Origin of the sequence: Vibrio sp. ES.051 (assembly GCF_002563795.1) — a bacterium.
Taxonomy (GTDB): Bacteria; Pseudomonadota; Gammaproteobacteria; order Enterobacterales; family Vibrionaceae; genus Vibrio.
In genome coordinates, this window is record NZ_PDJL01000003.1 from 1,182,562 (window position 1) to 1,195,891 (window position 13,330).

The following is a 13,330-nucleotide window of genomic DNA, read 5'->3' on the forward strand; positions in this document are numbered from 1 at the left end:
GGCGCTTAAACCAAGCGTCGCCTGTGTAAATCGTCAGAAAACAAAAAAGCGCAGAGCCGAAACTCTGCGCTTTTTAAATGACTTTTACATTGTAAATTGTTACTTGGTGTAGAAAGCGCGTTTAAGTGCCATCTCTAGACCGCGAACTTCTGCCAACCCTTTCAAGCGCCCAATGGCCGAATAGCCAGGATTGGTCTGCTTGTTCAGGTCATCGAGCATTTGATGGCCATGATCTGGGCGCATCGGGATCAAACGATGGTCGCCAACCTCTGCACGACGTCGCTCTTCGTCTAGAATCGCCATCACCACATTGTACATATCGACGTCGCCATCAAGGTGAGCCGCCTCGTGGAACGTCAGTGGGTTGCTTTCTTCACGCTGGGTGGAACGCAAGTGCGTGAAATAAATACGATCGCCATGCTTTTTGATCATCTTTACCAGATCGTTATCACCGCGCACGCCGTAAGAGCCTGTACACATGGTTAATCCGTTCATTTTGCTTGGTACTTTTTCGGTTAACCAATCAATATCTTCGATAGTAGACACCACTCGCGGTAAACCAAGAATTGGGCGTGGTGGATCATCTGGATGTACCGCAAGCTTCAAGCCGTGCGCTTCACATATTGGCATCAATTCTGAGAGGAAGTAAGCCATGTGCTCGCGCAGTTGATCTTTGCTGGTGCTTGCGTAGCGATCAAGCTGAGCTTGGAACTCTTCAAGCGTATAACCTTCTTCGGCCCCCGGTAAGCCTGCAATAATGTTGCTGGTTAGCTGTTGGATTTGCGCAGCGGTCATGTTGTTGAAGTATTCTTGCGCTTGCGTTTGCTCAGCTTCGGTATAATCCGCTTGTGCCCCTGGACGCTTTAAAATATGCAGTTCAAATGCTGCGAATGCGATTTGGTCAAAACGTAATGCTTTTGAGCCATCTGGCATTTCATATTCTAGATCCGTACGCGTCCAATCTAATACTGGCATAAAGTTGTAGCAGACCGTATCAATGCCGGATTCTGCAAGATTGCGTAGTGTCTGTTTGTAGTTATCGATCCATTGTTGGAAGTCACCCGTTTGAGTTTTGATTTCTTCGTGAACAGGTACACTTTCAACCACTGACCACGTTAAGCCTTTCGCTTCGATGATGGCTTTACGCTTTAAAATCTCTTCTTTTGACCACACTTCACCATTTGGAATGTGGTGTAGGGCATTCACGATGCCTGTTGCGCCAGCTTGACGAATATCGTCTAGCGACACTGGGTCGTTCGGGCCGTACCAACGCCAAGTTTGTTCCATGACTCTCACCTTTTTTAAGACGCACTCAACCCGCTCGAATTGATCAAGCTAAGTGCAACGACTTCTTATAATGCAGCTACGGTAATGCAGCTGCGCTGACTATATCCGACCAAAGCCGGTAATGTGGTTAACGGTTTTCAGCTCCCTGTAGAACAACAGGGTTGGAGCTAAACAGATAACCATCAAAATTGGGGTCATCGATGTCAGACAGCTCCAATAGGCGCTGCTTGACGTTTTCAAGGTGTTGCCACATGGCGTTCTTTGCAGCAATAGGGTCTTTGCGCTGCAAGGCGGCGAGGATTTTGGCGTGATCGTCCAACCACTCTTCGCGGTAGTCTTGACCTACAATACGAGAATGAAGTTTCTGCCACATCGGACTGTTCTCGCGTCGCTCCCAAGAGTGCTTCAACATGTCCACCAGAACAGAGTTTTGGGTTGCCTCTGCAATGCACATGTGAAACTTCTCATCACCGTTACAATCTGTCGTACCGCTCGCCAGTTCCTCTCGTTCTAACTCTAGGGCTGCACGCATTGTCACGATGTCACTAGGCGTGACTTGCATTGCTGCAAACTCGGCAATGTTGCTTTCAAGTAACTGACGAGCTTGAAGCATTTCGAACGGGCCTGCATCATCACTGAGCACGCTTTCGTGGGAGTTCGGTTGAGATGGGACATTGATAACGTATACCCCAGAACCTTTCTTTACTTCGACAAGGTTTTCCAGTTCAAGCATGATGATCGCTTCACGCACAACGGTACGACTAACGTCAAGGCGTTCTGCGATATCGCGCTCAGGTGGCAGTCTGTCTCCGACCTTGTAGTGGCCGTTGATTAACTCTTGTCTTAAAACTAAACCGATCTCTTGATACGGTCTTTTCGGTTCAAAAGGCATCATGATGATATTATCACTGTATTCCATTTAACTTCTCACGCCATCATAACGACCAATAAAAATTGGTCAACCTCTATGTACCAGAATGTGGTAACACCTTGTTTTCGATTATTTGTTACTGATTTTTTTATAAATTATTGAACGGCTTTGATCTTCTCAACCAGTTCATTTAATTCAGGGCTTGTCTTTACTAAATCCGCATACATAGGCTGAACGGCTTCTACGAACGCCGCTTTATTTGGTTCAACAAAAGTCACGCCCATTTTTTCTGCTTTTGCACGCTCTTTCGCTTCAGACTCCGCCCATAGTTGCTTCATGTATTCGGAAGAGTCTGTCGCGGCTTTCATCAGTGTTTTTTGTTGCTCTGGCGTGAGCTTGTCATAAGTTTTCGTTGAGATAACCAATACATCCGGCACCATAGTGTGCTCGTCTAGACTGAAGTATTTTGATACCTCACTGTGACGGCTCAAGCTAAATGATGGGATGTTGTTTTCTGCTGCATCTACGACACCTTGTTGCAATGCGGTGTATAGCTCTCCGTAAGCAAGCGGGGTCGGGTTGCCGCCAAGTGCTCTTACCATTGCGATCGCTGAGGGGCTTGGCTGCACACGTACTTTCAGGCCTTTTAGATCGTCAGGTGTGTTGATTGGTTTGTTGGTGTAGAAGCTACGCGCGCCGGCATCGTAGTAAGTCACGCCTATAAAGCCGCTGTCTGCCGAAGAGTTTAGGATTTCACGACCTACTTCACCATCTGTCACGGAGTAGTAATGGTTTTTATCACGGAATAAGTAAGGCAGGTTGAATGCTGCATAAGCTGGAGAAAAAGCTTCCAATTCTGCCGCGTTACTCTTCACCATGTCCAGTGCACCGTTTTGCATCAGTTCCATGGATTCACGCTGTGTGCCTAGCTGGGCATCAGGGTAAATACGGATACGTACTTCACCATCGGTCATTTCACGAACTTCTTTCGCCATAAAGCTCATTGCTTTATGTACTGCATGGTCACGAGGGTGATTGTGACTCAGCTTTATCGTCGTTGCAGCATAAGCAGAAGCCGTGGCGCCGAGGGTCATTGCAGCACCGACTATAGCGCTTAAAAGAGTTTTACGCGTCATCATTGTTCTATTCTCCTTGGATTGGTTGTCCAATATGTAGGGTGATTTTAATTTTTTCACGGTATTGCTTGTTTCAAGCTCATTATTAGCGATAGGAAAACCGAGCGTCAAAGCAAAAAAACAAATTGGTTGACCTTAATCACAATAATAACCCTTGTTTTGGTTGACCAATGTGGTTGTGAGCCAGCTCACATGACAACCAAATCGGCTAACTTATAATCTCCTCAGTAAAATAGCGTATGTTACTGCCCTACACAGGAACACTTTCTATATTGGTAAACCAATTGTTATGAGATGCGCACATATTGATTGAAAGGAAAATAAAATGAATAAATTGGTTAAATGGATCAATCGGGGACTGGCCGCTTTTACCATCTCTCTCTCGACCTTCCTCGTCTTTTGCGTAGTTTGGCAAGTGATATCACGTTATGTGATTGGCAAACCAAGTACCGTAACAGATGAACTCGCTCGTTATCTCTTTATGTGGGTTGCCCTTATCGGTGCGGCTTACACCACAGGTCTAAAGCGTCATCTTGCCATCGACTTACTCACGATGAAGCTGCAAGGTAAACGTAAACTCATCAATGAAATTATCATCCAAGTCGCCATTGCGCTGTTCTCTTATGTGGTTTTGGTCCATGGCGGCACTCAACTGTCCTTAAAAACGCTAGCGACCGGCCAGTTAACACCTGCACTTAGCTTAGAAATGGGCTACATCTACTTGTGTCTTCCACTTAGTGGCGCCCTGATGATCTTTTACTCGGTGGTATTTGCTTTCGATCGCATCAAACAATTGACGTCTGGTGAAGCCCTACTCACCAACACCCAACTTGATTAATAGAGGTTTCCACAATGGAATGGCAATTAATTCTTACCTTGTTCGGTAGCTTCGCGGTTTTGCTCGCGATTGGTGTGCCGGTTTCTTTCGCTATCGGCTTGTCGTCGCTAGCAACCATTTTGATGAGCTTACCGTTAGAGCCTGCAATCGCGGTAGTGGCGCAGCGTATGGCGGCTGGCCTTGATAACTTTGCTCTATTGGCAATCCCGTTCTTTATTTTGGCGGGCAACATCATGAACCAAGGCGGTATCGCCTTGCGCCTGATTAATTTGGCGAAAGTGTTGGGGGGGCGTCTTCCTGGCTCACTAGCGCACGTTAACGTGATGGCGAACATGATGTTTGGTTCAATTTCAGGCTCAGCGGTAGCGTCAGCCGCTGCTGTGGGTGGGACGATGTCGCCATTGCAAAAGAAAGATGGTTACGATGAAAATTTCTCTGCGGCAGTCAACATCACTTCATGTCCTGCAGGCTTGTTGATACCGCCAAGCAATACGCTGATCGTGTTCTCACTCGTATCCGGTGGTACTTCTATTGCCGCGCTATTTTTAGCTGGTTACATTCCTGGCATCTTGATGGGACTGAGCATTATGACTGTGGCGGGTGTTATTGCTAAGCGCCGTGGCTATTCAATTGCGGCTCGTCCTTCTTTGACAATGGTTTGGGATACGTTTTTAAAAGCCGCGCCTTCATTAGCCCTTATTGTTGTGATCATGGGCGGCATCATTGGCGGTATCTTCACGGCAACCGAAGCCTCTGCGATTGCAGTTGTCTATACATTCGTGTTGGCGGTTCTGGTTTACCGAGAAGTAAAATGGCGTGATCTTCCAAAGATAATCCTAGAGTCTGCAGTAACGACGTCTATCGTATTACTGCTTGTGGGCGCTTCCATGGGGATGTCTTGGGCTATGGCTAATGCGGATATTCCTTACATGATTGCGGACGCGCTTCTCGCCATTTCAGACAACCCAATGATCATTCTACTTATCATTAATATCATCCTGCTGATTGTGGGTATCTTCATGGATATGACGCCAGCGGTGCTGATCTTTACACCTATCTTCCTGCCTATTGCATTAGATATGGGCATCGATCCTGTGCACTTCGGCATCATGATGACCTTCAACTTAGCTATCGGTATCTGCACCCCGCCAGTGGGTAGTGCATTATTCATCGGTTGTTCTGTGGCTAACATCGCGATTGATAAAGTCATTAAGCCACTATTGCCATTCTATGCTGCTCTGATTTTAGCGTTGATGGCAGTGACCTTTATTCCTGAGCTGAGCCTTTTCCTACCGAACCTAGTCCTTGGCTATTAATTATTAAGATAAACAATTCCGCGGGTTCGCCTGCGGAAAAGGGATACAACAATGAAGACTATTTCGAACTCCATCCTGAATGAAAACGTGCTAATGCCGAGCTACGACCGTTCGGCGCTTAAAAGCCGTATTGTTCACCTTGGTTTTGGTGCTTTTCACCGCGCTCATCAAGCGCTGTTGACCAATGAAACGCTGAGCAAGACAGGTTCTGATTGGGGCATTTGTGAAATCAACTTGTTTGGTGGTGAAGAGCTGATTAAGTCACTGCGCACGCAAGATCACCTTTACACAGTGGCAGAAAAAGGCGCAGAGTCGACGGAGGTGAAAGTGATTGGGTCAGTGACTGAGTCGCTACATCCTCATCTCGATGGTATCCAAACCGTGCTGGAAAAAATGGCAGAGCCGCAAGTCGCAATAGTGTCGATGACGATAACAGAGAAAGGCTACTGCGCTGACCCAGCAACCGGCACGCTAGATAGAAACAATCCACTTGTCATTGCAGATCTTGCGCAACCAACAGAGCCGAAATCCGCCCTCGGGTACATTGTTCAAGCTCTGAAGATGCGTCGTGATCGCGGTCTTACACCGTTCACGGTGATGTCTTGCGATAACGTGCAAGAGAACGGTCACGTCGCAAAAACAGCAATTCTAGAATTCGCTCAATTGCGTGATCCTGAGTTGTGCGATTGGATTGAAACCCATGTTACTTTCCCGTGTACCATGGTTGACCGCATTGTACCGGCGGCAACCGAAGAGACATTGACAGAAATCGCTGAATTACTTGGCTGCGAAGATCCTTGCGGCATTGCGTGTGAGCCTTTCCGTCAATGGGTGATTGAAGACAACTTCGTTGCTGGTCGTCCAGATTGGAACGTTGCTGACGCTGAGTTTGTGGTAGACGTAGTGCCTTACGAAGAGATGAAGCTGCGCATGCTTAATGGCAGTCACTCATTCTTGGCTTACTTAGGCTATTTGGGGGGCTACGCGTGCATCTCCGATACCATGACGGACGAAGGCTACCGTAAAGCCGCGTTTGATATGATGATCAAAGCTCAAGCGCCATCACTGACGATGCCAGAAGGCACCGATTTAGAAGGGTACGCTAAGCTGTTGATCGAGCGTTTCACTAACCCAAGTTTGAAGCACAGAACATGGCAAATTGCGATGGACGGTAGCCAGAAGATCCCACAACGCATGGGGGGCAGTTTGCAATTCCATCTTGCACAAGGGTCTGATTTCTCATGGCTTGCGACGGCGATCGCTGGTTGGATGCGGTACGTTGCTGGCGTGGATGAGCAAGGTCATGAAATTGAGGTATGCGACCCCATGGCAGAGACTTTACGCAAAATTTGCGACCAACACGGTTTAAACGTTTCAGTCGTACCTGCGCTGCTCTCTGTCGAGGCGATTTTCCCTGCCGAGCTGGGCCAAAACCCACAAGTGATCAAGGCGGTGAGCCGTGCTTACCAATCATTAATTGATCACGGTGCTCGTGCGACCGTGGCTGAGCTGTAAGAGGAATTAACGATGAAGAATTTTTTATGTGAAGACTTTTTGCTCTCCAATGAAACCGCGCGCCGCTTGTATCATGAGCATGCTGTCCACCAGCCAATTTACGATTATCATTGCCACCTTAATCCAGCAGAAGTGGCACAAAATCGTCAGTTCGATAACTTGGGGCAGATCTGGCTTGAAGGTGACCACTACAAATGGCGCGGTATGCGCTCTGCTGGCATCGAAGAACGTTTGATCACGGGTGATGCAAGCGATTACGATAAATATATGGCGTGGGCTAAGACGGTTCCGCAAACATTAGGTAATCCACTGTACCACTGGACACACCTAGAGCTGCGACGTCCATTTGGCATCAGTAATACGCTGTTTAGTCCAGCCACCGCCAATCAAATTTGGCATCAATGTAATGAGCTATTGGCAACGCCAGAGTTCACCGCTCGTGGCATCATGCAGCAAATGAATGTTGTGATGGCGGGGACAACTGACGACCCCATTGACTCACTAGAACATCACAAAGCGATCGCGGACGACGATACCTTCAACATTCAAGTGCTACCGAGTTGGCGTCCAGACAAAGCCTTCAAGATCGAGCTGGAGGTGTTTGCTGATTACATGCAAACACTCGGGGAAGTAGCGGATATCGAGATTCGTCGTTTCAGCGATTTATTAAGTGCGCTTGATCAACGCTTGACACATTTCGATGCACACGGCTGCCGTGCGGCAGACCATGGCATTGAGGTCGTCCGTTATGCACCGATCCCAACGGAGGCTGCTCTAGATGCACTGCTGACTCGCCGTCTTGATGGCGAAGTGCTCTCTGAATTTGAATGTGCCCAGTTCTCTACCGCTGTTCAAGTGTGGCTTGGCAAGCGCTACGCGCAATTGGGGTGGGTCATGCAACTGCACATCGGTGCGCAGCGCAATAACAGTACTCGTATGTTCAAACTGTTAGGGGCCGATGCGGGTTTTGACTCCATTGGCGACCGCCCATTTGCGTTTGAATTGGCGAATTTATTGGATGAAATGGATCAAACCAATGAGCTACCACGCACGATTCTCTACTGCTTGAATCCTCGTGATAATGAAGTGATGGCGACCATGATCGGTAATTTTCAAGGTGGCGGCATTGCAGGCAAAGTACAGTTCGGCTCGGGCTGGTGGTTCAACGATCAAAAAGACGGCATGCAGCGCCAGATGGAGCAGCTGTCTCAACTTGGTCTGCTTAGCCAGTTTGTTGGTATGCTGACCGACTCACGTAGCTTCTTATCTTACACGCGTCACGAATACTTCCGTCGTATTTTGTGTGACGTAGTGGGGCGTTGGGCAGAAAACGGCGAAGTGCCAAAAGACATGTCGCTGCTTGGCGCTATGGTCGAAAACATCTGTTTTGGTAACGCAAGACGTTACTTTGAAGAGAGGGAGTAACCGATGAAGCACATCGCCATTATAGGTGAATGTATGATTGAGCTGAATGGCAAACCGTTTGGCTCAATGCATCAAACATTTGGTGGTGACACGCTCAATGCTGCGATTTATTTAAGTCGCGGCTGTGAAGCAAATCCCGATCCTGAAGACATTAAAGTCTCTTATGTTACCGCACTCGGCACCGACCCGATCAGTACTGGTATGCTGACTCGCTGGGAAGAAGAGCGCGTTTCGACTGATTTGGTACTGCGAGATGAGACTCGCACTCCCGGCCTGTATCTTATTCAACTCGATGACCAAGGCGAACGAACGTTCTTATATTGGCGTAATCAATCCGCTGCGCGTTATCTACTTCAACATTTAAGCTTTGGTCTGATTAAGCAGGCGTTAACTCAAGTTGATGCGGTGTTTTTAAGCGGTATTACGTTAGCAATCTTACCAAAAGAAGACCGTATTGCATTGCTCAACCTGTTAGTCGAACTTAAAGCACAAGGCGTTGAGATCGCTTTTGATAGCAACTTCCGACCTGCGTTGTGGCCACAAGATGACAATCATACGGTTAAACAGAGTTATCAAGCCATGTACCAACTGACCGATATTGCCTTGGTTACGTTTGATGATGAGCAACGGATTTGGGGCGATAACACGCCAGAGCAAACGATAGAACGCCTTACATCGCTGGGCGTCAAGAACTGCGTTATAAAATTAGGGGCCGATGGCTGCCTAATTCAAGACTCTGCTACGGATTTGGTCCCACAACCAGTGCCAACCCAACCTGTGACAGAGGTGGTAGATACCACTTCGGCGGGCGACTCGTTCAACGGTGGCTTTTTATCGGCATATCTTGCGGGCGCAGATTTAGCGACCGCATGCCAGCGAGGTAACGCACTGGCTGGCGCGGTGATCCAGCATCGCGGAGCCATTATTCCCAAAGCATTCACACAACCGGCGCTGGGCGTCGAATAAGGAACACTCATGTCTAGTATTAAAGAACAACTCAAAGCTCTAAAAGTCATCCCTGTTATCGCAATCGACAAAGCCGAAGACATCATTCCTCTAGGTAAAGTATTGGCAGAAAACGGACTGCCAGCCGCCGAGATCACTTTCCGTTCAGAAGCGGCAGCAGAAGCGATTCGTCTATTGCGTGAATCTCAACCGAATATGTTGATTGGTGCGGGTACGGTGCTAAACCGTGAACAAGCTATCGCAGCAAAGGAAGCAGGCGCAACGTTTATCGTGTCACCAGGTTTTAACCCTAATACGGTAAAAGCATGTCAGGAGATTGGTATTGATATCGTCCCGGGTGTGAACAACCCAAGCACAGTCGAAGCGGCGCTAGAGATGGGCTTAACGACGTTGAAGTTCTTCCCGGCAGAAGCGTCAGGTGGTATCAACATGGTGAAATCACTGCTCGCGCCTTACACCGACATTGAACTGATGCCGACGGGAGGTATCCATTCAGGCAATATCAAAGACTACCTAGCGATCCCACGTGTAGTAGCATGTGGTGGCACTTGGATGGTGGATAAGAAGTTGATTGAAGCCGGTGATTGGGAAGAGCTAGCAAGGTTGACTCGTGAAGCGGTTGCGTTAGTGAATGAATAATCGTTGCCACACCAAATAAACCGACAACACAGCCCTGCCTTTTGGAGGGCTGTGTTGTTAAGGGTAGCGCTCAATAAATACGACGCTACATGCTAATATTTCGCGATTTATTTTTGTAATCTTAAGTGTTTATTTTTAGCCCATCAGCTTATAGGGATTATGCAAATAGATACTTCGCATGGAAGTTTAGGTGGTCATCAATAAAACTTGAGATGAAATAATAGCTATGGTCGTAACCTGCTTGCATTCTTAAGTTCAGCTCTGAATGATGCGCGTTTGCGGCGGCAATCAGAGTTTCAGGTCTAAGCTGCTCGTTTAAGAAACCGTCTGCATCACCTTGGTCAACGAGAATAGGTAATGGTGAGCGGCTTTGTTTTAACAGCTCGCTAGCATCGTATGGTTTCCAACTTTCGATATTTGTACCCAAATAAGCGGTGAATGCTTTTTGTCCCCATGGACACTGCATTGGGTTGCTAATTGGGCTAAATGCCGAAATAGAACGGTACTGGTGCGCATTTTTCAAACCGATCGTCAATGCCCCATGTCCACCCATGCTGTGGCCCGAAATAGACTTCACGTCAGAGACCGGGAAATTGCTTTCAATGATTGCAGGCAGCTCTTTAGTAACGTAGTCGTACATGTGGTAATGCAGTGACCAAGGCGCTTGTGTGGCATTGAGATAAAACCCCGCCCCTTGGCCTAAATCGTAACCCTCGTCATCTGCTACTGATTCGCCGCGTGGGCTCGTATCGGGTGCGATAATCGCAATGCCAAGTTCTGCCGCCATCCGAAAGGCGCCTGCTTTCTGCATAAAGTTTTCGTCGCTGCAGGTCAAACCAGACAGCCAGTATAAGGCGGGAACCGGGTTAGATTTAGTGGCATTTGGCGGTAGAAAAATCGCAAAACGCATCGTGCAATTCAGTGCTTTAGATTCGTGAGTGTATTGTTTGTGCCAACTGCCACAAACCTTGGCTTGGCTTACGTTTTCAATGCTCATAGATAAACTCCCTAACAGCAAAACAAAAAATCAGGCTCCCCATAAGGGGAGCCTACGGCAATCACTAGGTTATTTATCCATGTGGATAACAGTACGAATACTCTTACCTTCGTGCATGAGATCAAACGCTTGGTTAATGTCTTCTAATCCCATGGTATGAGTGATGAACTCTTGCAGTCCAAACTCACCGGCCATGTAGCGTTCTACAATTTCTGGCAGTTCTGAGCGGCCTTTTACACCACCAAATGCGCTACCGCGCCATACACGACCCGTTACGAGTTGGAATGGGCGAGTGGCGATCTCTTGCCCCGCGCCTGCAACGCCAATAATGACCGACTCACCCCAACCTTTGTGACAGCACTCAAGTGCTTGACGCATCACGTTGACGTTACCGATACATTCGAACGAGTAATCAACCCCACCGTCTGTCATTTCCACGATCACTTCTTGGATTGGTTTGTCGAATTTCTGTGGGTTGATCACATCTGTCGCACCAAGTTGCGTTGCTAGGTCGAATTTACTTTCGTTGATGTCGATACCGATAATACGGCTCGCACCAGCCATGCGAGCACCGATAATCGCTGACAGACCAATGCCACCTAAGCCAAAGATAGCAACAGTATCGCCTTTTTGAACTTTTGCAGTATTGAGTACCGCGCCCATGCCGGTTGTGACGCCACAGCCAAGCAGACACACTTCTTCAAGAGGGGCTTCTTTGCTTACTTTTGCTAGTGAGATTTCTGGCAAAACCGTGTACTCAGAGAAAGTTGAACAACCCATGTAATGGTAAATGGTTTCACCGTTGATAGAGAAACGGCTGGTCCCATCTGGCATTAAGCCTTTACCTTGCGTTTCACGCACGGCCTGACACAGGTTGGTTTTGCCCGATTTACAGAACTTACATTCGCCACATTCTGCAGTGTAAAGAGGGATGACGTGGTCGCCAACTTCAACGCTAGTAACCCCTTCACCAACCATTTCTACAATACCGCCACCTTCGTGACCAAGAATAGAAGGGAAAATGCCCTCTGGATCATCACCGGATAAGGTGAAAGCGTCAGTATGACAAACGCCCGTTGCAACGATGCGGACTAGCACTTCACCCGCTTTAGGCAGTTGCACATCGACCTCTTCTCTTTTTAATGGTTCGCCAGCCGCCCACGCCACCATCGCTTTTGATTTGATGTGAGTTTGGCCAGGTTTGATTTCAAGTGTCATTGGATTTCCTCTTACTCTTATATGTATACCCAAGCATCCCGAAGTGACTTGGCTATAAGCGTAGTAAAGGTTGGCTCACTACGCTGCGTTGTTTTGTTGGTGTGTATTTTATCTATTTCAATAAAAATGATAATACCTCTATTTTGAAAATGATTTTTACATATCAGTAATAATTGGTGATGGAAATGCAGTTTAATTGGTTAATTCTATCGGTACCCGCCTTTTACTTTTTTGCGTTTTTATTCGTCTTTCTGACATGTGATGTATGTACTAAGCTTCCAACGTACCCCTGCAAACAATACAAAAAGGAATGACTATGAAAATCAAGCTCATTGGATTGGCTCTTTTGTCTGCTTTTGGCTGCTCCTCCGCTCTTGCTGGTGAAAATATTCTTTATCAGATAGATGGTAATTCATATGAAGGCTATTGGGCTAAAGTGGATGATAAGGCGCCGCTTGTACTCCTAGTGCACGATTGGGATGGCTTGACTGATTACGAAGAACAGCGAGCGGATATGCTGAACAAGATGGGCTACAACGTATTCGCAGTCGACCTCTTTGGTGAAGGAGTCAGACCCACTAAAATGGAAGATAAACGCCAGCACACCGGTGAGTTGTACAAAGACAGGAACAAATTAAGAAGATTAATGGCTGGGGGGCTCGATGTCGCCGGAAAGCTCGGCGGTAATCTCGATAACACGGTTGCTATGGGTTACTGTTTTGGTGGCGCTGCCGTTCTGGAATCTGTGCGCGCAGGAATGAAAGCGAAAGGTTTTGTTACTTTTCACGGGGGGCTTCAGACGCCAGAAGGGCAAAGTTACGCGATGACAAAGTCGCCAGTATTAATTCTGCACGGCACCGCCGATGATGCTGTGACGATGAGCGATTTTGCTCAATTGGCCAACGAATTGGAATCACAAAAGATCCCGCACGAGATGATTACTTACGGCGGCGCGCCTCATGCATTTACGGTTTGGGGTTCAGAACGCTATCGTAAAGATGCCGATGAAAAATCTTGGCAGGCGTTTTCGAACTTTTTAGCTGAAAATACCCAATATTAGATCACGATATTCTGATACTTAAATGGCCATCTTGCTCATAAAGATGGCCATTTTCGTTTTGC

12 protein-coding genes are annotated in these 13,330 nt (G+C 47.5%); 7 read left to right on the forward strand and 5 right to left on the reverse strand.

Annotation, left to right across the window (positions count from 1 at the left end):
- Positions 1-99: 99 nt before the first annotated feature.
- From uxuA to ATG66_RS06050, 3 genes are all read right to left on the reverse strand, one after another.
- Positions 100-1,287: a mannonate dehydratase gene (gene uxuA, locus ATG66_RS06040; RefSeq protein ID WP_098414437.1), complete on the reverse strand. Its 1,188-nt coding sequence runs from the start codon at positions 1,285-1,287 to the stop codon at positions 100-102.
- A gap of 127 nt (positions 1,288-1,414) precedes the next feature.
- Positions 1,415-2,206, reverse strand: a complete 792-nt coding sequence (locus ATG66_RS06045) for an FCD domain-containing protein (RefSeq protein WP_098414438.1) — start codon at positions 2,204-2,206, stop codon at positions 1,415-1,417.
- A gap of 107 nt (positions 2,207-2,313) precedes the next feature.
- Positions 2,314-3,297, reverse strand: coding sequence for a TRAP transporter substrate-binding protein (locus tag ATG66_RS06050; RefSeq protein WP_098414439.1), 984 nt, complete (start codon positions 3,295-3,297; stop codon positions 2,314-2,316).
- 322 nt (positions 3,298-3,619) lie between these two features.
- On the opposite strand from ATG66_RS06050, the gene ATG66_RS06055 reads away from it, so the two are divergent.
- Genes ATG66_RS06055 through ATG66_RS06080 form a run of 6 tightly spaced genes read left to right on the forward strand, consistent with a single transcriptional unit; the run spans position 3,620 to position 9,993 of the window.
- Entirely contained in the window at positions 3,620-4,132 is a 513-nt protein-coding gene (locus ATG66_RS06055; protein ID WP_098414440.1) for a TRAP transporter small permease, read from the forward strand.
- Between the two features lie 14 nt (positions 4,133-4,146).
- Entirely contained in the window at positions 4,147-5,448 is a 1,302-nt protein-coding gene (locus tag ATG66_RS06060; RefSeq protein WP_098414441.1) for a TRAP transporter large permease, read from the forward strand.
- A gap of 51 nt (positions 5,449-5,499) precedes the next feature.
- The gene (locus tag ATG66_RS06065) at positions 5,500-6,963 is read left to right on the forward strand and encodes a mannitol dehydrogenase family protein (RefSeq protein ID WP_098414442.1); all 1,464 of its coding nucleotides are present in this window, start codon (positions 5,500-5,502) and stop codon (positions 6,961-6,963) included.
- Between the two features lie 12 nt (positions 6,964-6,975).
- On the forward strand, positions 6,976-8,388 hold the full coding sequence (gene uxaC / locus ATG66_RS06070) for a glucuronate isomerase (protein WP_098414443.1): 1,413 nt from the start codon (positions 6,976-6,978) through the stop codon (positions 8,386-8,388).
- 3 nt (positions 8,389-8,391) lie between these two features.
- A complete protein-coding gene (locus ATG66_RS06075) occupies positions 8,392-9,354 on the forward strand; it encodes a sugar kinase (RefSeq protein ID WP_098414444.1) in 963 nt (320 codons plus the stop codon).
- 9 nt (positions 9,355-9,363) lie between these two features.
- Complete coding sequence (locus ATG66_RS06080) at positions 9,364-9,993, forward strand: bifunctional 4-hydroxy-2-oxoglutarate aldolase/2-dehydro-3-deoxy-phosphogluconate aldolase (protein ID WP_098414445.1); 630 nt, start codon at positions 9,364-9,366, stop codon at positions 9,991-9,993.
- 157 nt (positions 9,994-10,150) lie between these two features.
- On the opposite strand, the gene fghA is transcribed toward ATG66_RS06080, so the two are convergent.
- Positions 10,151-10,990: an S-formylglutathione hydrolase gene (gene fghA / locus ATG66_RS06085; RefSeq protein ID WP_098414446.1), complete on the reverse strand. Its 840-nt coding sequence runs from the start codon at positions 10,988-10,990 to the stop codon at positions 10,151-10,153.
- 69 nt (positions 10,991-11,059) lie between these two features.
- A complete protein-coding gene (locus ATG66_RS06090; RefSeq protein ID WP_098414447.1) occupies positions 11,060-12,208 on the reverse strand; it encodes an S-(hydroxymethyl)glutathione dehydrogenase/class III alcohol dehydrogenase in 1,149 nt (382 codons plus the stop codon).
- Between the two features lie 316 nt (positions 12,209-12,524).
- On the opposite strand from ATG66_RS06090, the gene ATG66_RS06095 reads away from it, so the two are divergent.
- The gene (locus tag ATG66_RS06095) at positions 12,525-13,268 is read left to right on the forward strand and encodes a dienelactone hydrolase family protein (protein WP_098414448.1); all 744 of its coding nucleotides are present in this window, start codon (positions 12,525-12,527) and stop codon (positions 13,266-13,268) included.
- Positions 13,269-13,330: the final 62 nt, after the last annotated feature.

Coding starts and splice junctions, on each gene's coding strand:
- ATG66_RS06055 (WP_098414440.1), top strand. CDS start 3,620: ATGAATAAATTGGTTAAATGGATCAATCGGGGACTGGCCGCTTTTACC.
- fghA (WP_098414446.1), bottom strand. CDS start 10,990: ATGAGCATTGAAAACGTAAGCCAAGCCAAGGTTTGTGGCAGTTGGCAC.
- ATG66_RS06090 (WP_098414447.1), bottom strand. CDS start 12,208: ATGACACTTGAAATCAAACCTGGCCAAACTCACATCAAATCAAAAGCG.
- ATG66_RS06045 (WP_098414438.1), bottom strand. CDS start 2,206: ATGGAATACAGTGATAATATCATCATGATGCCTTTTGAACCGAAAAGA.
- ATG66_RS06060 (WP_098414441.1), top strand. CDS start 4,147: ATGGAATGGCAATTAATTCTTACCTTGTTCGGTAGCTTCGCGGTTTTG.
- ATG66_RS06075 (WP_098414444.1), top strand. CDS start 8,392: ATGAAGCACATCGCCATTATAGGTGAATGTATGATTGAGCTGAATGGC.
- uxaC (WP_098414443.1), top strand. CDS start 6,976: ATGAAGAATTTTTTATGTGAAGACTTTTTGCTCTCCAATGAAACCGCG.
- ATG66_RS06095 (WP_098414448.1), top strand. CDS start 12,525: ATGAAAATCAAGCTCATTGGATTGGCTCTTTTGTCTGCTTTTGGCTGC.
- ATG66_RS06050 (WP_098414439.1), bottom strand. CDS start 3,297: ATGATGACGCGTAAAACTCTTTTAAGCGCTATAGTCGGTGCTGCAATG.
- ATG66_RS06065 (WP_098414442.1), top strand. CDS start 5,500: ATGAAGACTATTTCGAACTCCATCCTGAATGAAAACGTGCTAATGCCG.
- uxuA (WP_098414437.1), bottom strand. CDS start 1,287: ATGGAACAAACTTGGCGTTGGTACGGCCCGAACGACCCAGTGTCGCTA.
- ATG66_RS06080 (WP_098414445.1), top strand. CDS start 9,364: ATGTCTAGTATTAAAGAACAACTCAAAGCTCTAAAAGTCATCCCTGTT.